The sequence below is a fragment of the Halomonas sp. A40-4 genome (genome assembly GCF_015767635.1).
In the GTDB taxonomy this organism is placed as follows: domain Bacteria; phylum Pseudomonadota; class Gammaproteobacteria; order Pseudomonadales; family Halomonadaceae; genus Vreelandella; species Vreelandella janggokensis.
In genome coordinates this window covers 3106922-3128285 of record NZ_CP065230.1, presented here as the reverse complement: position 1 = coordinate 3128285, position 21364 = coordinate 3106922, and the positions used below count along the sequence as shown (strand labels likewise).

Below are 21364 nucleotides of genomic sequence, written 5' to 3'. Positions count from 1 at the left end.
TATATTGCATATCGCCTTTGCTATGTCCTGGCGTCACCGGACGTCAATCTCTCAAGCACTCAAGCACTCAAGCACTCAAGCACCGTCTTGTATGACCCAAGCGCTTTACGCGCCGCTGTCGGGCGTTTTACGCCACAGGCTTGCGGCCTGTCGTTAACCCTTAACTATGGACCCCCGCATGTACGAAAAATTTAAACAGTCTTGGCTTTCGAACCTCAAGGGCGACACCCTGGCGGGTATCGTGGTGGCACTCGCCCTGATTCCCGAGGCGATCGCGTTCTCCATCATTGCGGGGGTCGACCCCAAGGTCGGGCTTTACGCCTCCTTCGCCATCTGTGTGATCATCGCCTTCACCGGCGGCCGCTCCGGCATGATCTCGGCTGCCACCGGGGCCATGGCGCTATTGATGATCACCCTGGTCAAGGAGCACGGGCTCGAGTATCTGCTGGCCGCCACGCTGTTGACCGGCGTGCTGCAGATTATCGCCGGCTACCTGAAGCTTGCCGACCTGATGCGCTTTGTCTCGCGCTCGGTGGTCACGGGGTTCGTGAATGCCTTGGCGATTCTGATTTTCATGGCCCAGCTGCCCGAGCTGACCGACGTTACCTGGCACGTTTACGCCATGACGGCGGCAGGGCTGGCGATCATCTACGGCTTTCCCTATGTGCCCGCTATCGGCAGGATGATTCCCTCGCCGCTGGTGTGCATTGTGGTACTAACCGCGGTTTATATGATGACCGGCATGGAAATCCGCAGTGTGGGTGATATGGGTGAGCTACCCGATAGCCTGCCGATTTTCCTGTGGCCAGATGTGCCGCTAAATCTTGATACCCTGATGATCATCCTGCCGTATTCGCTGATGCTGACGATTGTTGGCCTGCTGGAATCAATGATGACCGCGACGATCATCGATGATTTGACCGATACCAAGAGCGATAAAAATCGTGAGTGTAAAGGCCAGGGCATTGCCAACATCGGTTCGGGCCTGATCGGCGGCATGGCGGGCTGTGCGATGATCGGCCAGTCGGTGATCAACGTAAAATCCGGCGGCCGTCGACGCACCTCGACCCTGATTGCCGGCATTGCGCTGCTGTTGATGGTGGTGTTCCTCGCCGACTGGGTCTCCCAGATCCCCATGGCGGCGCTGGTCGCGGTCATGATCATGGTGTCGGTGGGTACCTTCAGTTGGGAGTCGATTCGCGACCTCAAGAAACACCCCATGAGCACCAATATTGTGATGGTGGCGACCGTGGCGGTCACCGTCGGCACTCACAACCTGGCGATTGGTGTCTTCGTGGGCGTTCTGCTGGCGGCGATGTTCTTCGCCAACAAGGTCGGCAACATCATGTACATCGGCTCGACGGAAGTCGCGCCAGGTAGCGAGCGCGAATACCAGGTCGTGGGCCAGGTGTTTTTTGCCTCCTCCGAGCGCTTTATCGAAGCGTTTGATTTCAAGGAAAGCATCGACAAGGTCACCATCAATCTATCGCGGGCTCACTTCTGGGATATCACCGCCGTACAGGCGCTGGACCGGGTGGTGATCAAGTTCCGCCGTGAAGGCACCGAGGTTGAGCTGATCGGCCTCAACGAGGCGAGCGCCACCGTGGTGGATCGTTACGCCGTACATGACGACCCCGTGGCGGTAGAAAAACTCATGGGCGGCCACTAATCAGCAAGGAGTGCACAATGTCTGATCAATTCTCAATGTCCGGTCAGGTACTGGCCGCCATCGACGGCTCATCGTTTTCAGAAAGCGTCTGCGATTACGCCGCCTGGGCCAGCCAGGCGCTGAACGCGCCGCTGGTATTCGTCCACGTGGTGGACAACCATCCGCAAACCAGCGAGGACGCCAACCTGTCGGGGAGTCTGCGCCTCGGCGCGCGGGAAAAGCTCATGGAAGAGCTTTCCGATCTTGATGAACAGCGGGCCAAGGTCAACCGTGAGCAGGGCAAGCTGATGCTCGAGGCGGCCAAGGCGCGTGCCGCTGAAGACGGCATCGCCGACCCGGCCACCCGCCAGCGCAACGGCACCCTGGTGGAAACCCTGGTGGAGCTCGAAAACGATGTGCGTCTGCTGGTCGTGGGCAAGCGCGGCGAAACCGCCGACCAGGCCAGCGGCCATCTGGGTTCCAATCTTGAACGCGTGGTGCGCGAAATGCACCGGCCGATTCTGATGGTGCCGCGAGGCGGTTTCAAAACCCCGGCAAAGGTCATGATGGCGTTCGACGGCAGCAAGACGGCGCGGAAGGGCATTGAAATGCTCGCCAAGAGCCCGCTGTTCAGCGGTATTGCCTGCCATGTGGTCATCGTCGGCGCCGATACCGGCGAAAACAGCTCGCAGCTCGAGTGGGCGCTTTCCACCCTGCGCGAGGCCGGCCACGAAGCCGAAGGGGCGATTCGCGCCGGTGAAGTGGAAACAACACTTCATGCCTACGCAAAGGACAATGACATCGACATGATGGTCATGGGGGCCTATGGCCATTCGCGCATACGCCACCTGTTGGTGGGCAGCACGACCACCGACATGCTGCGCAAGAGCACCATACCCGTGTTGATATTGCGTTAAGCTCCCCGAAACCGGCCCTCGTACAGTGAGTGTGCCGGTTTTTTTTATCATTGTGGGTGGTGTGACTATTAAGGCACTTCACCTAATGTCGACGTTGGTTCTATGCTTAACTGAGGTGTTACTAATTCACTCACGGGATAGGCGGGGGTGTTACCTTGAACTTACCAATATTGGGGAAAAAAAGTGAGGTGTTCGACGAGCGTTCACCTTCCCATCGGTTCGTTGCCGACCTGCTCAAGCAAGCCGATATTGAAATCAATGGCCAGAGGTCCTGGGATATTCAACTGAAAGCCCCTGGCGTTATCGATAGCGCCCTTTCGCGAGGCAACCTGGGGTTTGGCGAAAGTTATATGCAAGGCGACTGGGAGGTTGAGTCGCTGGATCAATTCTTTTATCGCCTGATGCGTGCTCAGCTTCATCAGCGGATCAAGCCCACGCAACTGATTTATCATTCCCTGCGTGCCAGGTTGATCAATCGGCAAAGTGCCAAACGTGCCTGGGAAGTGGGCGAAAAACATTACGACCTGGGTAACGAGTTTTACGCGGGCATGCTCGACAAGCGTATGACCTATACCTGCGGGTACTGGAAAGATGCCACCAATCTGGACGATGCTCAGGAGGCCAAACTCGACCTGATCTGTCGTAAGTTGAATCTGGAGCCCGGCATGCGGGTGCTCGATATTGGCTGCGGCTGGGGCAGTTTCATGGCCTACGCCGCCGAGCATTATGGCGTCGAATGTGTTGGCCTGACCATCTCCAGAGAGCAGGCAGAGTTTGGCCAGCGCCTGATGAAAAACGGATTGCCGGTGGAGTTCCGTCTGCGGGACTACCGCGATGAAACCGAGACGTTTGACCGTATCGTCAGTATTGGCATGTTTGAACACGTGGGGCATAAAAACTATCGCGAGTTCATGGAGGTGGCGCATCGTTGCCTGAAAGACGACGGCCTCTTCCTGCTTCACACCATTGGTAAAAATCTGCGCGCCACGGCCTGCGATCCCTGGATCGACAAGTATATTTTTCCCAATGGTGAGTTGCCGGTCATGGGCCAGGTCACCGATGCGGCAGAAGGGCTATTTGTCGTTGAAGATGTACATAATTTCGGCGCTGACTACGACAAGACCCTGATGGCCTGGCACGCCAATTTCGAAACCAACTGGCCAAACTTCCGCTACCGTTTTGATGAGACCTTCTACCGCATGTGGCGTTATTACCTGCTGAGCTGTGCGGCTGCTTTCCGTGCGCGGGAAATCCAGCTTTGGCAGTTCGTGCTGAGCAAGAAAGGCGTGGTGGGCGGTTATGAGCGCGTGAGCTAATCATCGTTTAGGCACGACCAACGCCCCTGAGAGGGACATTTTTCTCTGGATCCGACACTACCTTGATGCGCGAAACCCTGGAAAAGTATCAAGTCTGGCTTTATCTCGTTGCCATCCTTGCCGGTATTGGTTTGGGGGCGCGTTGGGAAGTGATTCAGGCATGGAACGTTGCCCTCTGGCCACTGCTTGGCTTGTTGCTGTATGCGACCTTTACTCAAGTACCGCTGCTACATATCCCGCAAGCATTCAAAGACCGACGCTTTATGAGCGCGTTGGCGCTAGGTAACTTTATTGTCATGCCGCTGGTGGTGTGGGGGTTGGCCACGCTGTTTGGGTTGAAAGGTGCTGTGCTGCTCGGCGTCCTGCTGGTGTTGTTGGTGCCCTGCACCGACTGGTTTATCAGCTTTACCCATCTTGGGCAGGGGGATAGTGCCAAGGCAATTGCCGCGACGCCGGTACTGCTCTTGCTGCAGATAACGCTGCTGCCGCTTTATGTCACGTTAATGATGGGCGAGCAGCTTGTCAGTGACCATCTGCTGAGCGAATTATTACCTGCCTTTTGGGGACTGATCGTAACGCCGTTGCTACTTGCCTGGCTGACCGAAACAGGCGCCGCGCAATCTGCTGTACTCAAGCGAGGCGTTGAGGTGATGGGCTGGCTACCCGTGCCTTTGCTGACAGCAGTGGTGTTCTTGATTGCGGCCTCGCAAGTGCACTTGATTATTGAGTCGCAGGAGATGCTGGGTCAAATCGCCGTGCTTTTTGTGCTCTATCTGCTGGTTGCAGCCCTGGTCGGCAAGACGCTCCACATGCTGTTTCGCCTTCCCACGGCTTCTGGCCGGACGCTGGTTTTCAGCCTCGGTACCCGCAATTCCTTTGTGGTACTTCCGTTGGCGATTGCGCTGCCCGATATCTGGGCAGCATCGGTGGTGGTCATTGTCCTGCAGTCACTGGTCGAATTGCTGGGCATGGTGACGTATCTCGCCTGGGTGCCGCGGCTGGTAAAACACTCACCGGCCGATACGAGAGAATATTAGGTAGGTGTCAGGAGTGGGTGGCTTAACCGCTATTGGCCCAGCGTTGTCCTGCCCAGACTGCCGCCAACCATAAAGGCAGGCTGACAGCGATATAAGCCAACGCCAGGATGGGTTGGGTCTGGGCAAGTGAAACGACTTCCAAGCTGAATAGAGAAAAGGTGGTGAATCCGCCGCAAAAGCCCGCCACCCAAAAGGGCTGCCAGCGTTTGCGTTGTGCATCGGGTGCCCGGGCAATGCGCCCGGCAAGCCAGCCGATCAGCCCTGAGCCGACAACATTGACCAGAAGCGTCCCCCAGGGAAAGGAGCTACCCAGGGTGCCTGTCATCGACAACGAGATGACGTAACGCAGCGCGCTGCCCAGCCCGCTGCCGATGCCAACCGCGGCATAGGTGGCAAGCGTCTTCATAGGCCCCCTCCCGCTAACCATGCACCTAACCCCAGCGCCGCAACGCCGAGTGTCAGCGTGCTGGTGATATTGGCGAGTGCCTTGCCTCCCATGCCGCTTTCCCACAGGCCCAGGGTCTGCAAGCTGAAGGATGAGACCGTCGTGAAGCCGCCCAGTAGCCCAACGGCGACAAACAGCCACGCATCACCGAATGGTGGGCTGCCCTGATTGAGGGTGCTCGCCACCCAGCCAAGGGCAAAAGCGCCCAGCAGGTTAACGGCCAGGGTGCCCCAAGGAAATGCGATGCCCAGCCATTTGGCAAACAGGTTCGAGGTGGCCACGCGGGCCATGCCACCGAAAGCCCCGCCAACTGCCACCAGCATAATGCTACCCCAGCTAATACCCAAGATACGTCCCCTTGCCAATTCCCCCAGCGGTCATCAAGCTTATCATGTTGAGATGTCGGGGCAGGCGCTGTTGCCGGTCAATAAGTTCGTGTAAAAAGGTAGGCCACAACAATAATGTTTATTGCACCTGCTTGAGTGAGGTTGATCAATGTCTGATCGAGTATTGGCGGCTATCGACAGTTCCCAGTTTTCCGAAGGGGTATGCGACTACGCTGCCTGGGCTGCCAAGGCGCTTGATGCGCCTCTCGCGTTTATTCATGTAGTGGATAACCACCCACAAATCTCCGAGCCTGACCTGACCGGCAATCTGGGGCTGGGCACCCGCGAGCATCTACTGGAAAAGCTATCCGACGTCGAAGAACAGCGTGCCAAGCTGGCGCGTGAGCAAGGCAGGCTGGTGCTGGAGGATGCCAGGCAGCGAGCCTTGAAAGCGGGTGTCGAAGCGCTAGATGCCATGCAGCGCAACGGTACCTTGGTGGAAACCCTGGTCGAGCAGGAAAAGAGTGTACGCCTACTGGTGGTGGGTAAGCGTGGTGAAACCGCTCACCAGGCCAGCGGCCATATAGGTTCAAACCTGGAGCGCGTGGTGCGCGAAGTGCACCGCCCTATCCTGATGGTGCCCAGAACATTTACCCATCCCGAAAACGTCATGATGGCCTTCGATGGCAGCAACACAGCGCGCAAAGGCGTTGAAATGCTGGCCAAGAGCCCGTTGTTTAACGGTGCGACCTGCCACGTTGTCATCGTCGGCGCGGAAACCGCCGAGCACCGTTCACAGCTGGAGTGGGCGCTGACGAGCCTGACGAGTGCGGGACATACGGCCGAAGGCGCGATTCGAGCGGGTGATGTCGAAGAGACGCTGCGCGCCTACAAAGAGGAACATGGCATCGATATGCTGGTCATGGGCGCCTACGGCCATTCGCGCATTCGCCATTTGCTGGTTGGCAGCACTACCACCGCGATGCTGAGGAAGGCCCAATTGCCGGTGCTGATTCTGCGCTAGGGGCTGGCCGCTTGGTTGGCTATTTGCAAAACGCGTTGGGCAAGACACCAGGCGGCGACGATAAACGCCAGCATCGTGGCAAGGATGGCCGGAAACGCCATGCCAGCGCTGAGCGCGAGTCCGATGGCGGCGGGAGCGATACCCGTGGAAAATACCATGGCGGCGCTGAGCGCGGAGCGTACGCGTCCCAGGTGCTCGATGCCCCACAGCTTGATCAGCAGGCCCGAGGCAATCAGCTCTTGAGCGCCCATGGCCAAACCGCCTCCCACCATCAACGCCCAAACGCTTGCGTTCCCTCCGGCCAGTGTGGCGAATAGCATCGCCGCAGCATAAGGAATCAAGTACACGCGGGCTAGACGCACCGGGCCAATTTTGTCGATCCAGCGGCCGCCCAACAGTGCGCCAGGAAGCTTGGCGACCCCCATGCCGGTAAGGGCCAGCGCATAGACGCTCAGCGAGCTGTCCAGGGCATCGGTCAGCTGCGCCTGGTAAATGAATAGCCCTGTCATGGTGATCGGCAGCGACATGAGCAGCGGCAATAACGCCCAGAAGCGAGGCTCGTAAAAGGGTCGCGGCCCGGTGGTGTCACGTTTCTGGGGTTTTTGGCCCGGGGCGTTGGACCAGGGGGCACGCTGCAGCAGCCATAGCCAAGGCAGGGCCAGCAGGGCACAAAGCAACCACCAGAAGGACTGCCAGCTTAGCCATAGCAGTGTCGCCGCGACGAGCGGTGGAAGCAGCGCTTCGCCAAGTGGAATGCCCAAGCTTGCAAGCCCCATTGCGCGGCCCCGCTGGGTGGTGAACTCCCGGGCAGCGAGGGTGTTGCCCAGGTGGGTCAACATGCCCTGCCCGCATAATCGCACCAGGCCCAGGCCGAGAACGCCAAGCCACCACCAGGGGGAAAGGGTGAGCAGGGCAACGCCCGTCACCAGGGCGAACAGCACGGTAATCGCGAATCGGCGTGGGGATATCCAGTCGATGGAAGGACCGTAATACAGCATTACAAACCCTGAAACGAGCGTCACGACGGTGTAGGCGGTACCGAACTGGCCCGCGCTGAACTGCCAATGGTCAGCCAGCGGTGCCTGAAAAAGCCCGACAAAAAAACTTTGCCCAAGGCTTGAACTGAACATTGCCAAAAAGGCGATACTTAACACACTACGGTGGTCGCGCAGCAGGGTACGATAGCCCATGATGCAGTATCCTTTGCGAAACAAGCGGGCGAAGGGGCGCTCGTAAAGGGTTAATTCTCCAAGTATAACAGCAGATCCTAAGGAGGTGGCGATGAACCATCCCGATGTAGACGTGGAGGCCATGAAGGCCCGTTTAATCACCCTGCGCGAAACGCTGATCGACGAAAGTGCTGGCAGTGCCGGGGCTCGGGATACGGTGACGCTGGATCAAACCTCGGTAGGTCGGCTGTCGCGTATGGACGCCCTTCAGGGGCAGGCCATGGCCAAGGCCGAAGAGCAGCGTCGCCAGCAAAACGTGACGCGTATCGCGGGCTCACTACAGCGCCTCGAACAGGGTGTCTTCGGTGAATGTATCAAATGCGGCGAGTGGATTAACATTAAGCGTCTGGAAAGCGACCCGCTGGTGCTCAAGTGCATCGGCTGTGCCGAATAGGCCGAATGACAACGGATTCAACGATAACGAGGAACCCCATGACAATTGAACGCCACGACACCAAAGCCCGCATGAGCCGTGCGGTCATCCATCAGGGTGTGGCCCACCTGTGTGGCCAGGTTGCCGGGCCAGAGGCGCGTTTCGACGATATCACGGCACAAACCGAAAGCATGCTGGCGCGGGTGGATGCCCTGTTGAGCGAGATTGGCTCGTCTCGAGAGCAGCTGCTGACCGCCACGATCTACCTCAAGGACGGTAGCGATTTCGCGGCGATGAATGCCGTTTGGGATGCCTGGGTGCCGGAAGGCCATGCGCCGGCACGCACCTGTGTATGTGCACCGATGCCTGCCGACGAGCTGAGGGTCGAGATTACCGTTTGCGCCGCTGTGACCGATTAAACGCCCTAGGTGTTTTTGGGAATAGGGAAGCGTGTTTCCCGTAGGCTGTCCTTGATCTTTTTGAGGTGCGGCAGGAAATCCTCGCCGCGCCTGAGCGTCACACCGGTGGCCAGCGCATCGATCAGCGTCAGTTGAATCACGCGTGACGTCATGGGCATGTAATGGTCAGTGTCTTCCGGCGTCGCGACTTCAAGGGTGGCGGTGCATTCCTGGGAAAGCGGTGAATCCGGCGCTGTGATGCCCAGCACCACAGCGCCCGCTTCGCGGGCGACGCGAGCAATGTCGACCAGTTCACGGGTGCGCCCGGTATAGGAAATGATCACTACCACATCGCCTGTATGGCAGGCAGCGGCAACCATGCGTTGCATCAGCACATCGATGTGCACCATGACCGGCAGGTTGAAGCGGAAGAACTTGTGCTGGGCATCCTGCGCCACCGCACCGGAGGCCCCAAGGCCGAAAAAGTGGATCTGCTTGGCCTGGGTCAGGTAATCCACCATGCGTTCCACGGCGCCCATGTCGACTTCACGTTGGGCTTCATCCAGTGCGGCAATGGTGGCGCCAAAGATTTTCTGGGTGTACTGGGTGGCGGAATCGCCAGGCTCGACTGCCCGGGTCACGTAGGGGGTGCCGCCCGCGAGGCTCTGGGCAAGTTTGATCTTGAAATCGGGATAGCCCTTGGCGCCAAAGTTGCGGCAGAAGCGGTTCACCGTCGGCTCGCTGACGCTTGCCGCCTGTGCCAGGCTGGCAATGCTCAGGCTGGTGGCGGCCGCAGGATCATCGATAATCACGTTGGCGACCTTACGCTCCGAGCGGTTGAGATCTTCCAGGCGTTGGCGTATCCGGTCGAGCAAGTCGTGAGCCATTAAACGGTCTCCGTGGAGGTTGGTGGCAAGTGCGGCTGCCAATTATCGCACCAGGCGAGGAACTCGCTGGCCGGTAATGGCCGCGAGAAATAATAGCCTTGAGCAGTTTCACAGCCAATGCCCCGTAAGTACATGGCCTGATACGCGGTTTCAATGCCTTCCGCGACAACATCACTGCCCACGCTATGCGCCAGTTGGGCAATGGTACGCGCCAGTTGGCGTTCTACGTCGCTTTCCTCCAAGTCCATAACAAAGGCGCGGTCAATCTTCAGCGTTGAAAAAGGCAGCGTCTTGATATACGCCAACGAAGAGTGGCCGGTGCCAAAATCATCGATGGCCACGGCGATATTGGCCTGGGTAAACTGCTCAAGCTGTTGCCGTGCGTTCTGCATATCGCTCATTAAACCGGATTCAGTGACCTCAATGGCGAAGAAGTGCGCGGGGATTTGGTGGTCTTCCAACTGACGCAAGACGCTTTCGGCGAAATCCTTGCGCGCCAGCTGCCGGGCGGCTACGTTCACCGCAATGTGAAAGTCATTGCTGAACACGTTTTTCTGTCGCCAGTCGGCGATCGTCCTCATGGCCTCTTCCAGAACCCACTCGCCAATCGAAAAGATATCTCCGCTGGCTTCAGCCAGAGGAATGAACATGCCTGGTGATATGTGTCCCAGGTCGGGATGGTGCCAACGTAATAATGCTTCGGCACCGATAATACGCTGATCACTCAGGCGCAGCTTGGGCTGGAAGACAAGCGACATTTCACCGCGTTCGGTGGCGCCACGCAAGGCTTGCAGAACGTGTAGCCGATGGCGCTGCTGGGCCTCGAGCGTTTCGCTATAGCACTGAACGGCTCTGCCGTTCTTCTGTGGTAGCGCCAAGGTCGCCATATGGACTAACCGCTCAATATCAAATGCACCGCGGGCTTGGCTAATGCCGACTCTTGCTCCTAGTGGCAGCAGCAAATCGTCAACCTGCTGGTCGGTTTCGAACGTTTCCATCAGGTGATGGGCCAGCGACAGAAGCTTACGCTTGTCATCGGTGGCGCTAATCACCAACAGCTCGCTGCCACCCCATAAGCCGAGTGTGTGGGAGTCGCTCAGGCGCTCACCCAGGCGCTGTACAATATGGCTCATTAGCCTTTCGGCAATCCGGTACCCATGCAATCGAATGACATCATCAAAGCGGTCTAAGGCAATAAACAATAGCCCAGTGGCATCGTTGTGCGTTGCCGCTTCGCTGAGGGCTTGAGTAAGGCCGCGCCGATTGGGTGAACGCGTAATGGGGTCGGTGCATGATTGAAGGTAAAGCGCCTGAGTGCGTTCATTGACTATGCGTTCCAGAGTGTCGGCCTGTCGGTCGCGGACGTGGTAGCGATGCTCGACGTTCAGCACGTTGAGAATGCGTTGCAGCACCTCGTCATGCTTGAAAGGCTTGGTAACAAAGTCGCGCACGCCAAGCGCCAGCGCGCGCTGTCTGGTTTCGTCGTCAATCTGGGCCGTGAGGATGACAATCGGCGGCGTCTGCTCGCCAAGGTGCGCGTTGAGCTGCTCGATAACCGCGTAGCCATCCAGGTAAGGCATGCGAATGTCCAGCAATAACAGATCAGGTAGTGACCGCTGGCAATAGGCGAGCACATGGCGGGAATCGCTGATGCCATGAGTGTTGTGAAAACCCTGGTTTTCGAGCAAGTCGAGCATTAGCTCAATGTTGACAGTGTTATCGTCAACGACCAATACGTGTTTGGAATAGAATGTCATGGCTCCTGCCTGATGGGCGCTCCCAGCAACGGGTTAAGCGTGTCAGTAAACTGTTTAATGTCGATTGGTTTGGTTAGATAGGCATCAAACCCTGCTCTGAGGCCCTTTTTTATGTCGCTGGGCAGCGCATTGGCCGAAAGGGCAATGACGCGCACATCGCGATAGAGGGGAGTCGTACGCAGCTTGGTCAACGCGTCATAGCCACTCATGCCGGGTAGGTGCAAGTCCATTATCACCACAGCGGGAATGTCGTAACGCATCATTTCCAGGCCGATCTCAGCACTTGATGCGGTGCGAAGCGTCACGCCCTCCATGGCGTCGACAATATCTTCCATCAGGTGTTGGTTGGCAGGATTGTCTTCGATGTACAGCAGTGTTTGCTGGTTTGCAGTCTCTGGCAGGTGTTGTCGGTCAGCGCCTCCGGGGCGCTCAGTGGCGGGGGAGGTCGACACTGGCAACGTAAACCAGAACGTCGTCCCATGGCCTGGCTGGCTGTCGACGCCAATCTCTCCATGCATGCGTTCCACTAGCTTCCGGGTAATGGACAATCCTATACCGGTTCCTTCCACATGGCTTTCTTCAGCATCAAGGCGGTTAAACGGTTCGAACAGCTCGTTCAACCGGTCGGTCTGGATGCCGGGGCCCGTGTCGCTGATGCTGAGCTTGGCGACATCTTTCTGATGCTGCGCAAGGATATCGATACGCCCGTTGGCCACGTTGTACTTGATCGCGTTGGACAGCAGGTTGAGAAGTATTTGCTTGGTACGTGTGTAGTCGGCACTGATCTTCAAGTCGGTATCAGGTAATGAAAAGGTTAAGGTGATACCAGCGGCCTCGGCGTTAGCCTCGAGGGTGCTACAGGCATCCTCGAGGATGCTGTTCAACGAAATGGCTTCAATGGAAAGCGACAGTTGGCCCGCTTCGACTTTGGCCAAGTCCAGTACGTCGTTTATCAAACTAAGCAGATGGTGGCCGCTCTTTTCGATCTGGTTGACTTGGCGTTTTTGTTTGTCATTCAGAGGTGCGCGGGGGTTGTGGCCGAGTACTTGGGCAAAGCCGATAATCGCGTTGAGCGGCGTGCGCAGTTCATGGCTCATCGATGATAAAAATTCGCTCTTGGCCTGGTTGGCACGCTCGGCTTGATCGCGGGTATTGGCTAAATCCTGCATGACCTGCTCGCGCTCAGCCATCTGGCGGTAAAGGTTGATCAGTAGTACGCAGGTGTCGGTGAAGGGCTGAAGCCAGTCCAGCAGATGCTGGTCCAGCTGCTGACGGCTGTTGGCGATGGCAAACATGCCGATGAGTTGGCCGCTATTGAAAATAGGCACGCCCAGGTAGTTTCCAAACTGCACCTGGCCCAGCGGGAACTCGCTGCGCTGGGTATGCTCATTAACATCGTTGTCGATGACCACCTCACCCCGGGCAAAGACCCTACCCAACAGCGAGTTGGGGTTCTTGAGCACCCTATCGCCGCTGAGCAGTTGCTCTATGTGATGACGTGATTCGGAACTCCACAAAGGGCCTTTAATGGCATTAAGCTTCAGCGCATTGCTGATATCGCCGGGTAGTACCTCGCCAATCAAAGTGTATTCGCTGTCGGTGAGCTCGCTCAGGGCTTCCGTTAAAAAGGTCCACAGTTGCTCGCCGGACATGAGCGCCTGATAGTCGGTGATGCCGTGGTGGAGAACTTTGAGCAGTTGCTGCTCTTTATGCATCCGGTTGGCTGTCTGGGTGAGTTCAACCTGCAGCTTGTGGTGGCGAAACAGTTCTTCAACCTGACCCGCTAAACGACCCAGTAGCTTCAAGTCACGTTCGCTGAATGGGCGCGGTTGGAAGTCGATAATGCATAAAGTGCCAACGGCCATGCCATTGAGGGGCCGTATCGGGAAGCCAGCGTAAAAGCGGAAATGCGGCGGGCTTGTGACCAATGGATTGCCGGCAAAGCGCTCGTCTTCAAGGGTGTCTTCAATGATGAGCGGTCCATCTTGGGCGATGGCGTGGTCGCAGAAAGAAATGCTCCGGTCCGTTTCAGACATCTCAATTCCTTGGTGCGATTTAAACCACTGCCGTTCTTGATCGATGAGCGATACCAAGGCAACAGGCACATCGAATAGGTCGCGGGTCAGTTGTGTCAAGCGTTCAAACGCCCTGTCACTGGGGGTATCGAGGACACGAAGCGCATGCACCGCGTCCAGGCGCTGAGGCTCGTTATCGAGGGTTGGTGGTGCTGGCATCCTTGCTCCGTGGGAAGGTGTCAATAAAACCTTATATTAACATTATCGGCCGTTTGCTCCCCGGCTTAAATGAGACGAAGTAACTTTAGTAGCCAGCGACGGTAAGGTGGGTATAGCTGCGTGGCAGGAGAGCGGCTGGCCAGATAAAACATCCCGCGCAGGTGGCTGAAACGGTGAAAGCCGTGACGGCCGTGATAGGCCCCGTGGCCGCTGGCCCCGACGCCGCCAAACGGCAGCCCCGGCACGGCGTGATGCAACAGTGTGGTATTGAATACCAGGGCACCAGACTGGCTGGCGTGTTGCCAATGGCGTTGTTGATCGCGTTGCTGGGTGAATACATAAATCGCCAGCGGGTGTGGTCGCGCAGCGACAAAGTCAAGCGCCTTATTGCTGTCCTTGACGCTGATAACTGGCAGGCAGCGGCCGAAAATTTCCTCGCGCATCACGGCAAGCCTCTGGTGGGGATCTATCACCAGCGCGGGCGCGTGGGCGCCGTGGTCAATGATTCGGCATCCGTGGTTACGCGCCTCGGCGAGCATCGCTTCACTGCGTGCACGCTGAGCCTCGTTTATTGGCTGGGTGGCCTCCCGTGCCGAGGGGCGCTGTTTTAAAATCGCGCGGCTCAGAGCGTTGGTCAGAGCATCGATATGGCGGCTTTCAACCAGCACGTAATCGGGGGCAATGCAGGTTTGCCCGGCATTCATGCCCTTGCCGAAAATAATCGCGTCGGCAGCACGCGTAAAGTCGGCATCCCCTGCTACAAACGCCGGGCTTTTGCCGCCCAATTCCAGCGTCGTTGGGGTCAGGTTGTTGGCAGCGGCCAATGCAACTTTCCGGCCGACCTGGGGCGAGCCGGTAAACAGCAAATGGTCGAATGGCAGAGCGCTGAACGCCTGGCCGGTGGTGGCGTCGCCCTCAATCACGCACAGTGTTCGGGGGCTGAAATACTGCGTTACCAGTCGGCCAAGCAGGGCGCTGGTGTGTGGCGTGAGCTCGCTGGGCTTGAGCATGACGCGGTTTCCCGCCGCGAGTGCATCAACGACCGGCATCAACGCAAGGCTCCAGGGGTAGTTCCAGGGGGCGATAATACCTACAACGCCAAGAGGTTGGGGCGCAATACGCGCACGTGCAGGCAGTAGCCGCCAGGGGACGCTGACTCGCCAGGGGCGCATCCAGTGCCATAGATGACGACGCGCATGGCTCACAGCATCAAGTACCGGTTGAATGTCGGCAAGCTGAATCTCGACCTCGCTGCGCTGGCCGAAATCGGTCTGGATGTCCTCGATGATGGCGTGTCGGTGGCGCCTGGTCATCAGCGCCAGCCGGGCCAAAAGCTCACGTCGTTCCGCCCGGGAGGGGTAAGGCGACTGGCGGCAGGCGAGACGCTGAGTCTCCAGGCAGGCGTTGAGGTGGCAGGTCATGGCGTCTCCTTGATGGATCCTGATGTCAGGCGCGAGGCAATTCGTTGCGTTAAATCACGAGCTTGTACCGTAAGGGTAATGAACCCGCATAGTGTAGAGTAGCTTAATTGAAACCAACCCTAGGTCTGGGAGAGGCTATGCCAGTGTCGCTATCGGTTGCGGTGTTATCTGCCATGGAGGCTGTGTCGGCCAGTCAGTGGGATGCTCTGGTAGATGCCGATCAGCCGTTTTTACGTCACGCCTTCCTGCATGCGCTGGAGGCGAGCGGTTCGGTAGGCCCAGCGACCGGCTGGCAGCCCTGCCATTTAACCGTTTGGAAAGGCGCGCAACTGGTGGGCGCAATGCCGCTTTACGAGAAGCACCATTCCTACGGCGAATATGTGTTTGATTGGGGGTGGGCTGATGCTTTTGAGCGCGCCGGGGGGCATTATTATCCTAAAGCGCTGAGTGCCGTACCGTTTACTCCGGTACCCGGCGCGCGTGCCTTGGTAGCCCAAGACGCTGATACAGACGTCGTCTACGCGGCCCTGGCCCAGGGCTGGCGGGAGCAGTGCCAGCGCCATGACCTTTCAAGCTGGCATTTGCTGTTTGCGGGCACGTCAGAAGTGGAAGTGTGGCAGGCCCAGTGCCCCGAGCTCATCAGCCGCGAGGGCGTGCAGTTTCAGTGGCGTGATCGAGACTTCGGCGACTTCGACGGGTTTCTCGCTGCGCTGACGTCCAAGCGGCGTAAAATGATCAAGCGTGAACGCCGTCTGGTGGCCGATCAGGGGCTGGAGGTGGTGCGCTTGGTCGGCGAACAGATCACGCCTGCTGACCTGACGCATTTTTACCGGTGTTACGCCATTACTTACCAGGAGCGCGGGCGGCCGCCTTATCTGGCCCAGGATTTTTTTACCCGTATTTACAATGCCATGCCCGAGTCGCTGCTCTTGGTACAGGCACGCCTTGACGGGAGACCTGTTGCGGCAGCGCTTTACTTTAGAGGCGCTCAGACGCTTTATGGGCGCTACTGGGGCAGTGAGGTGGTGGCCGACTGCCTGCATTTTGAAGCTTGCTATTACCAGGGCATCGAGTTCTGTCTCGAGCAGGGCCTGACGCTGTTTGATCCGGGTACTCAGGGCGAGCACAAGCTACTGCGCGGCTTTGCACCGCAGCGTGTGCGCTCATTGCATTACCTGGCCCATCCCGGCCTCGCGAACGCTGTCGCGACCTTTTGCCGTGAAGAAGGGCAACAAGTGGCTGCCTACCGTGATGCGGCCTTTGCCGCGCTACCGTATAAATGAAAGCAACTCGCTGGTCGGGCGGCTTGATGGCATAATGGCGCGCCAATTTAGGCAAAACGTATTTGAGCGGCATTTATAGGAGAGCGGTCATGCGCAGATGGCTATTAATCGCGCTGCTGCTGGTGTTGGGCATGCTGCAATACCAACTTTGGCTTGGCGATGGCGGCTGGCGCGACTTGCAGCAACTCGAGCAGCGCGTTGCCGCTCAGGAGGCAGAAAATGTGCCCCTGCGCGAGCGCAATGCCAGAATGGCGGCCGAAGTGACCGATCTCAAGGACGGCCTGGACGCGATTGAAGAGCGAGCGCGCAGCGATATGGGCATGGTGCGTACCGACGAGCAGTTTTTCTGGGTGCCAGGCGTTGCCATCGAGGAGGAGTTGGTCGGCATCAACGCCCGCTCGGTGATCAGGCCGGAGTTGCCCGATGAGTGATCCTTTGTGGTTGGTGGTGCCCGCTGCCGGTCAAGGACGCCGCATGGAGGCGGACAGGCCCAAACAGTACCTGACATTGCTGGGCCGCCCGCTGCTTGCCCATACCCTGGAACGCTTGTACAGCGCTTTCCCAAATGCGCGTCTGGTACTCTGCCTTGACGACGACGACCACTGGTTCGCCGAAAAGTGGGTGCCGTTTGCCGATTGGCAGCGTGTCACTGGTGGCGAAGAGCGCATGGACAGTGTGTTCAACGCGCTCACGGCCATCGACGCCGGGGATAACGATCTGGTGCTTGTCCATGATGTCGCCCGCCCCTGCGTGACCCGTGAAGATCTGCTGGCGCTTTACCAGGCCGTGCAGCACCATGCCGCGGGTGCGCTCCTGGCGATGCCGGTGGCTGACACCATGAAACGTGCCAGTCCTGCCGGTGCCAGCCTGCATAGTGAGCCCCGTGACGCACTCTGGCATGCGCTGACGCCCCAGGGCTTCCGTTACGGCCAGCTTTACCGAGCGATAAACGATGCTCGAAACCGGCATACGCTGGTGACCGATGAAGCCTCCGCCGTGGAAGCGCTGGGCGATGCTCCCCAACTGGTGTCCGGGCGACGGGATAACCTTAAAGTGACACACCCCGATGATCTGGCACTGGCGGCCGCGATTCTTACGTCACAGCGTGATATCACCGAGAGGAGCCACTAATGCGCATTGGTCATGGATTTGATGTCCACCGGTTTGGTCCCGGCGATCATCTGATGTTGGGCGGGGTAAAGGTAGCGTTTGATAAAGGGTTTATTGCTCACTCCGACGGCGATGTACTGCTGCATGCGGTGAGCGATGCCCTGCTGGGGGCCTGTGCGCTGGGCGACATTGGTCATCATTTCCCGGACACCGACCCGGCATGGAAAGGGGCGGACAGCCGCGATCTCTTGCGTCAGGTTATCGCGTTGGTGCGTGCTGAAGGGTATAACGTCGTCAATATCGATGCCACGGTGATGGCCCAGGCGCCAAAACTGGCCCCCTTCGTGGGCGCCATGCGCGAGGTGATCGCGGCCGATCTGGGTGTGAGCCAGGGCCAGGTGAATGTTAAAGCCACCACTACCGAGCGGTTGGGCTTTACCGGGCGCGGTGAAGGCATCGCAGCCGAAGCGGTGGTGCTGCTCGGCCTGAATGAGAGGCCCCATGCCTGAATTACCCCGCTGGCAGCGCAGCCTGGAAGCGGCACTCGGTCCGCCAAAACCTGGCAGGTTTCGTCTGGCGCCGGATGACTTTTTGGTCGACGAGGTGCTGGATTTTGCCCCGGAGGGGCACGGCGAACATCTTTGGCTGAACATTGAAAAGCGCAACCTGACGACCCTGGAGGTCGTTAAAATACTCAGTCAGCGCTGTGACGTTGCACCCCGTGACGTTGGCTATTCGGGGATGAAGGACCGTGTCGCGGTGACTCGCCAATGGTTGAGCGTGCATTTACCCGGCAAGGAAGCCCCTGAGGGGTTGATGCAGGCCCTCGCCGATGGCGGCATCAGCGTTTTGCAGCATGCCCGACACCCGCGCAAGCTGAAGCGTGGCGTGCATCGTTATAACCGATTTCAACTGCGGTTGAGCGGGGAAGCGATAGAGACAGATGACGTTAGCCAGCGTTGGCAGTTGCTATGCGAGCAGGGCGTGCCCAACTACTTTGGGTCGCAACGCTTCGGGCCAGCGGGGCGCAATCTACAGCGCGCAGAAGCATTGTTGGCGCGCGGATGGCGCAAGCGTGACGATCGTCACGGTATTTTGCTGTCCACCGCCCGCAGCTTTCTGTTCAACGAGTTGCTTAGCGAAAGAATTGAGAAAAACCAGTGGCAGCAACCAGTTAACGGCGATACGCTAATGCTTGACGGTACCCAGAGCGTGTTCAATGTTGACCAGGTAGACACCACGCTTTGCGCGCGTGCCGATGCATTGGATGTGCATCCGACAGGTCCCTTGTGGGGCGTCGGCAATATCAGTCAGCAGGCAGCGGGTGACTACGAGGCTGCGCTGTTGGATCGTCATCCGTCGCTGTGCGAGGGCCTGCTGCGCAGCGGAGTCAGGCGCGGCCAGCGGGCATTACGCGTTCGTTTGAGCGAGCCACAGCTAAACCGCGAAGCCCAGAGCGTGGTACTCTCATTCGCTCTGCCTCGCGGCAGTTTCGCCACCGCGGTGGTCAGCGAATTGATCGCGTCACCGGACTGAAGGGGCGTGTGCCGGGACTCGGGCAACCAATTAAGGAGTTTTCCATGCGGCGTTTGCTGCTATCCAACGACGATGGAGTTCATGCGCCGGGGCTCAAGGCGCTTTACGATGCATTGACCAAGCACGCCAATCTGCGTGTCGTTGCCCCGGACCGTGACCGCAGCGGGGCGAGCAACTCGCTGACGCTCTCGCGACCGCTGGCGATGACCGCACTGGACAGCGGGTTCTACAGTGTCGACGGCACGCCGGCGGACTGTGTCTACCTGGGGGTCAACGGCGTGTGGGATGAAAAACCCGACCTGGTGATTTCCGGCATTAACCATGGCGCCAACCTGGGGGACGACGTGCTGTATTCGGGTACGGTTGCCGCTGCCATGGAAGGACGTAATCTGGGCATGTCGGCGATTGCCATGTCGCTCTGCGGCCATCGCCACTTTGCTACGGCCGGCCACCTGGCGGCGAGCCTGGTGGGGGCCGTGGACCAGCTGTCGCTGCCGCCGCGCACACTGCTGAACGTTAACGTGCCCGATGTGCCCTGGGGGGACGTCAAGGGGGTTAAAGTGACGCGACTTGGCTATCGCGGCCCCGCGGAGCAGCCGCTGGCCGTTAAAGACCCGCGTGGGCGCACCCGTTACTGGATTGCCCCGGTGGCTGCCAATGCCGACGATGGTGACGACACTGATTTTGCCGCCGTCGAGGCGGGCTTTGTATCGATTACCCCCTTGCAAACGGATTTAACGCGCCATCAGGCGCTCAACGACGTTCGAGACTGGCTGGATGCATTCGCCTAAACTGTCACCGGAAGAGCTGCGCGGTACCGGAATGACCTCGCAGCGTACCCGTGACCGCATGGTCCAACGCCTGATTCGCCAAGGAATTGGTGACGCACGGGTGCTTGAAGTCATGGCCAGCGAGCCGCGCCATCTTTTTGTGGATGAAGCGCTGGCCCACCGCGCCTACGAAGATACCTCGTTACCCATCGGGTTTGGCCAGACGTTGTCTCAACCGCTTATCGTTGCGCGCATGACCGAGCTGGTGCTGCGTGCTGAACCCAAGCGCGTTCTGGAACTGGGCACTGGTTCTGGCTATCAAACACTTATTCTGGCCCGATTGGTCGATAAGCTGTTTTCCCTTGAGCGTATCGAGGCTCTGCACCGGCGCGCCGCCTTCCGGCTTAGCCGCCTGGGTGCCCGGGCGTCGCTGGCCGTTGCTGACGGAGGTGAAGGCTGGCCCGCCGCCGCGCCATTTGACGTCATTCTGTTGACCGCTTGCGCCCAAACGCTACCAGAACCACTGCTTGAGCAGTTAAGCCCTGATGGCGTCTTGATTGCCCCTCTAGAGGCATCAGACGGCAGCCAGTGGCTTACCCAGATCAAACGCGTCGGTAATGCGTTTGAAAAACGCCGCCTGGAACCGGTTCGTTTTGTTCCATTATTGCAAGGAGTGGTCGATTGAAGCGTCAACCCGTACGATTGTTATTAACCGGAGCCGGGATGGGCGCTGCCGATGCAGTGCCGGGGGTTTCGGGTGGGACCATTGCGTTTATCAGCGGCATTTATGAAGAATTGATCTTAACCATCAAACAGTTCGGCCCAAGCGCCATTGGTGCATGGCGTCGTGGCGGGCTGGGAGGGCTGAGTCAGCACCTTAACCTGGCGTTCCTGGTGCCGCTGCTCGTCGGTATTGTCATCAGCGTTTTCAGTGTGGCGCACCTGGCGCTGTGGTTGATGGAAGCACATCCACTGTTGCTGGATGGTTTTTTCTTTGGTTTGGTGGCTGCTTCGGCCTTTGTTGTGAGTGATTCAGGAACGCGTTTCAAGTTGCGCTACCTGTTCCCGCTAGGGGTTGGCCTGCTGCTGGCTCAATGGCTACCCGGATTGATGCCCCTGGTGTCAACATTGGGTAATGAGTCACTGATATTGATAGTGGCGGGGAGTATTGCCATCAGTGCCATGTTGTTGCCCGGCGTATCAGGAAGTTTTTTACTGCTCACCATGGGGCTTTACGGTACGGTGATGGAAGCTGTGCGCGGCTTTGATTGGGTGACCATCCTGCTGTTTGGGGGCGGCTGCCTCATTGGTCTGGCGCTTTTCTCACGGGTGCTCTCCTGGTTGCTGCGCCGCCATCGTGGCTCAACGCTTCAATTATTGTTAGGTTTCATTATGGGTTCACTGCCCGTGCTCTGGCCGTGGCGAGAACTGGTGCGATACCAACTGGGTAGTGATGGTGAAATGATTCCGTTGGATTATCGATATTTAATGCCCGGTGATTATGCACAGCTAACGGGCGAATCCGCGCAACTCATTGGTGTAATAGCGTTGATGACGTTTGGCGCACTGGTCGTTGTACTGTTGCATCGGCGTGCCCTTGGTCGCACGCCGCCAACGTCTCCCCAAACCGCCTCCGCTGCTGAAAAGGAGTAG

General features: G+C 58.4%; 22 protein-coding genes. 15 read left to right on the top strand and 7 right to left on the bottom strand.

Annotated features, from left to right (window positions below; genetic code table 11):
* Positions 1-178 precede the first annotated feature (178 nt).
* The 4 genes from IT895_RS14650 (at position 179) to IT895_RS14635 (ending at position 4918) form a co-directional block, all read left to right on the top strand.
* A complete protein-coding gene (locus IT895_RS14650) occupies positions 179-1669 on the top strand; it encodes a SulP family inorganic anion transporter (RefSeq protein WP_199283914.1) in 1491 nt (496 codons plus the stop codon).
* A gap of 35 nt (positions 1670-1704) precedes the next feature.
* The gene (locus IT895_RS14645; protein ID WP_085917287.1) at positions 1705-2565 is read left to right on the top strand and encodes a universal stress protein; all 861 of its coding nucleotides are present in this window, start codon (positions 1705-1707) and stop codon (positions 2563-2565) included.
* 155 nt (positions 2566-2720) lie between these two features.
* A complete protein-coding gene (gene cfa / locus IT895_RS14640; RefSeq protein ID WP_199283913.1) occupies positions 2721-3881 on the top strand; it encodes a cyclopropane fatty acyl phospholipid synthase in 1161 nt (386 codons plus the stop codon).
* A 65-nt stretch (positions 3882-3946) separates the two neighbouring features.
* The gene (locus IT895_RS14635; protein WP_085917196.1) at positions 3947-4918 is read left to right on the top strand and encodes an arsenic resistance protein; all 972 of its coding nucleotides are present in this window, start codon (positions 3947-3949) and stop codon (positions 4916-4918) included.
* Between the two features lie 22 nt (positions 4919-4940).
* On the opposite strand, the gene crcB is transcribed toward IT895_RS14635, so the two are convergent.
* Entirely contained in the window at positions 4941-5324 is a 384-nt protein-coding gene (gene crcB, locus IT895_RS14630) for a fluoride efflux transporter CrcB (RefSeq protein WP_199283912.1), read from the bottom strand.
* A complete protein-coding gene (locus IT895_RS14625) occupies positions 5321-5710 on the bottom strand; it encodes a fluoride efflux transporter FluC (RefSeq protein ID WP_233337267.1) in 390 nt (129 codons plus the stop codon). The genes crcB and IT895_RS14625 overlap by 4 nt, the downstream gene beginning before the upstream one ends.
* 148 nt (positions 5711-5858) lie before the next feature.
* Here IT895_RS14625 and IT895_RS14620 point away from each other — a divergent pair, with 148 nt between their 5' ends.
* Positions 5859-6713: a universal stress protein gene (locus IT895_RS14620; RefSeq protein ID WP_085917198.1), complete on the top strand. Its 855-nt coding sequence runs from the start codon at positions 5859-5861 to the stop codon at positions 6711-6713.
* Here IT895_RS14620 and IT895_RS14615 read toward each other — a convergent pair.
* Entirely contained in the window at positions 6710-7903 is a 1194-nt protein-coding gene (locus tag IT895_RS14615) for an MFS transporter (protein WP_199283911.1), read from the bottom strand. The two genes, IT895_RS14620 and IT895_RS14615, sit on opposite strands and share 4 nt — an antisense overlap.
* Positions 7904-7994: 91 nt before the next feature.
* Here IT895_RS14615 and IT895_RS14610 point away from each other — a divergent pair, with 91 nt between their 5' ends.
* Together IT895_RS14610 and IT895_RS14605 are read left to right on the top strand one after the other, a co-directional pair.
* The gene (locus tag IT895_RS14610; RefSeq protein ID WP_199283910.1) at positions 7995-8336 is read left to right on the top strand and encodes a TraR/DksA family transcriptional regulator; all 342 of its coding nucleotides are present in this window, start codon (positions 7995-7997) and stop codon (positions 8334-8336) included.
* A gap of 38 nt (positions 8337-8374) precedes the next feature.
* On the top strand, positions 8375-8734 hold the full coding sequence (locus tag IT895_RS14605; RefSeq protein WP_199283909.1) for a RidA family protein: 360 nt from the start codon (positions 8375-8377) through the stop codon (positions 8732-8734).
* A gap of 5 nt (positions 8735-8739) precedes the next feature.
* Here the strand turns inward: IT895_RS14605 and IT895_RS14600 are convergent, their stop codons facing one another.
* The 4 genes from IT895_RS14600 to IT895_RS14585 all read right to left on the bottom strand — a co-directional run bounded on the left by IT895_RS14600 (position 8740) and on the right by IT895_RS14585 (position 15012).
* On the bottom strand, positions 8740-9600 hold the full coding sequence (locus tag IT895_RS14600) for a MurR/RpiR family transcriptional regulator (RefSeq protein ID WP_199283908.1): 861 nt from the start codon (positions 9598-9600) through the stop codon (positions 8740-8742).
* Complete coding sequence (locus IT895_RS14595; protein ID WP_199283907.1) at positions 9600-11357, bottom strand: putative bifunctional diguanylate cyclase/phosphodiesterase; 1758 nt, start codon at positions 11355-11357, stop codon at positions 9600-9602. Before IT895_RS14595 ends, IT895_RS14600 begins: the two co-directional genes overlap by 1 nt.
* Positions 11354-13591, bottom strand: a complete 2238-nt coding sequence (locus IT895_RS14590; protein ID WP_199283906.1) for a GAF domain-containing protein — start codon at positions 13589-13591, stop codon at positions 11354-11356. Before IT895_RS14590 ends, IT895_RS14595 begins: the two co-directional genes overlap by 4 nt.
* Before the next feature lie 65 nt (positions 13592-13656).
* Entirely contained in the window at positions 13657-15012 is a 1356-nt protein-coding gene (locus IT895_RS14585) for an aldehyde dehydrogenase family protein (RefSeq protein ID WP_199283905.1), read from the bottom strand.
* A gap of 137 nt (positions 15013-15149) precedes the next feature.
* Between IT895_RS14585 and IT895_RS14580 the strand changes: the two genes are divergently transcribed.
* From IT895_RS14580 to IT895_RS14545, 8 genes are all read left to right on the top strand, one after another.
* Positions 15150-16295: a GNAT family N-acetyltransferase gene (locus IT895_RS14580; protein ID WP_199283904.1), complete on the top strand. Its 1146-nt coding sequence runs from the start codon at positions 15150-15152 to the stop codon at positions 16293-16295.
* Positions 16296-16384: 89 nt separating this feature from the next.
* The gene (ftsB, locus tag IT895_RS14575) at positions 16385-16726 is read left to right on the top strand and encodes a cell division protein FtsB (protein WP_085917207.1); all 342 of its coding nucleotides are present in this window, start codon (positions 16385-16387) and stop codon (positions 16724-16726) included.
* Positions 16719-17426: a 2-C-methyl-D-erythritol 4-phosphate cytidylyltransferase gene (gene ispD, locus IT895_RS14570; RefSeq protein WP_199283903.1), complete on the top strand. Its 708-nt coding sequence runs from the start codon at positions 16719-16721 to the stop codon at positions 17424-17426. The genes ftsB and ispD overlap by 8 nt, the downstream gene beginning before the upstream one ends.
* A complete protein-coding gene (gene ispF / locus IT895_RS14565; RefSeq protein WP_085917209.1) occupies positions 17426-17914 on the top strand; it encodes a 2-C-methyl-D-erythritol 2,4-cyclodiphosphate synthase in 489 nt (162 codons plus the stop codon). The genes ispD and ispF overlap by 1 nt, the downstream gene beginning before the upstream one ends.
* The gene (gene truD / locus IT895_RS14560; RefSeq protein WP_199283902.1) at positions 17907-18941 is read left to right on the top strand and encodes a tRNA pseudouridine(13) synthase TruD; all 1035 of its coding nucleotides are present in this window, start codon (positions 17907-17909) and stop codon (positions 18939-18941) included. The genes ispF and truD overlap by 8 nt, the downstream gene beginning before the upstream one ends.
* A gap of 44 nt (positions 18942-18985) precedes the next feature.
* On the top strand, positions 18986-19732 hold the full coding sequence (surE, locus tag IT895_RS14555) for a 5'/3'-nucleotidase SurE (RefSeq protein WP_085917211.1): 747 nt from the start codon (positions 18986-18988) through the stop codon (positions 19730-19732).
* Positions 19719-20396 (top strand): protein-L-isoaspartate(D-aspartate) O-methyltransferase, encoded by a 678-nt coding sequence (locus tag IT895_RS14550; RefSeq protein ID WP_199283901.1) that lies wholly within the window; start codon positions 19719-19721, stop codon positions 20394-20396. Before surE ends, IT895_RS14550 begins: the two co-directional genes overlap by 14 nt.
* Entirely contained in the window at positions 20393-21364 is a 972-nt protein-coding gene (locus tag IT895_RS14545; protein WP_199283900.1) for a DUF368 domain-containing protein, read from the top strand. Before IT895_RS14550 ends, IT895_RS14545 begins: the two co-directional genes overlap by 4 nt.

Excerpts from the sequence above, each read along its gene's own strand:
- IT895_RS14650 (WP_199283914.1), top strand. The coding sequence starts at position 179 with ATGTACGAAAAATTTAAACAGTCTTGGCTTTCGAACCTCAAGGGCGAC.
- IT895_RS14645 (WP_085917287.1), top strand. The coding sequence starts at position 1,705 with ATGTCCGGTCAGGTACTGGCCGCCATCGACGGCTCATCGTTTTCAGAA.
- IT895_RS14635 (WP_085917196.1), top strand. The coding sequence starts at position 3,947 with ATGCGCGAAACCCTGGAAAAGTATCAAGTCTGGCTTTATCTCGTTGCC.
- crcB (WP_199283912.1), bottom strand. The coding sequence starts at position 5,324 with ATGAAGACGCTTGCCACCTATGCCGCGGTTGGCATCGGCAGCGGGCTG.
- IT895_RS14620 (WP_085917198.1), top strand. The coding sequence starts at position 5,859 with ATGTCTGATCGAGTATTGGCGGCTATCGACAGTTCCCAGTTTTCCGAA.
- IT895_RS14615 (WP_199283911.1), bottom strand. The coding sequence starts at position 7,903 with ATGGGCTATCGTACCCTGCTGCGCGACCACCGTAGTGTGTTAAGTATC.
- IT895_RS14610 (WP_199283910.1), top strand. The coding sequence starts at position 7,995 with ATGAACCATCCCGATGTAGACGTGGAGGCCATGAAGGCCCGTTTAATC.
- IT895_RS14605 (WP_199283909.1), top strand. The coding sequence starts at position 8,375 with ATGACAATTGAACGCCACGACACCAAAGCCCGCATGAGCCGTGCGGTC.
- IT895_RS14600 (WP_199283908.1), bottom strand. The coding sequence starts at position 9,600 with ATGGCTCACGACTTGCTCGACCGGATACGCCAACGCCTGGAAGATCTC.
- IT895_RS14595 (WP_199283907.1), bottom strand. The coding sequence starts at position 11,357 with ATGACATTCTATTCCAAACACGTATTGGTCGTTGACGATAACACTGTC.
- IT895_RS14590 (WP_199283906.1), bottom strand. The coding sequence starts at position 13,591 with ATGCCAGCACCACCAACCCTCGATAACGAGCCTCAGCGCCTGGACGCG.
- IT895_RS14585 (WP_199283905.1), bottom strand. The coding sequence starts at position 15,012 with ATGACCTGCCACCTCAACGCCTGCCTGGAGACTCAGCGTCTCGCCTGC.
- IT895_RS14580 (WP_199283904.1), top strand. The coding sequence starts at position 15,150 with ATGCCAGTGTCGCTATCGGTTGCGGTGTTATCTGCCATGGAGGCTGTG.
- ftsB (WP_085917207.1), top strand. The coding sequence starts at position 16,385 with ATGCGCAGATGGCTATTAATCGCGCTGCTGCTGGTGTTGGGCATGCTG.
- ispD (WP_199283903.1), top strand. The coding sequence starts at position 16,719 with ATGAGTGATCCTTTGTGGTTGGTGGTGCCCGCTGCCGGTCAAGGACGC.
- ispF (WP_085917209.1), top strand. The coding sequence starts at position 17,426 with ATGCGCATTGGTCATGGATTTGATGTCCACCGGTTTGGTCCCGGCGAT.
- truD (WP_199283902.1), top strand. The coding sequence starts at position 17,907 with ATGCCTGAATTACCCCGCTGGCAGCGCAGCCTGGAAGCGGCACTCGGT.
- surE (WP_085917211.1), top strand. The coding sequence starts at position 18,986 with ATGCGGCGTTTGCTGCTATCCAACGACGATGGAGTTCATGCGCCGGGG.
- IT895_RS14550 (WP_199283901.1), top strand. The coding sequence starts at position 19,719 with ATGCATTCGCCTAAACTGTCACCGGAAGAGCTGCGCGGTACCGGAATG.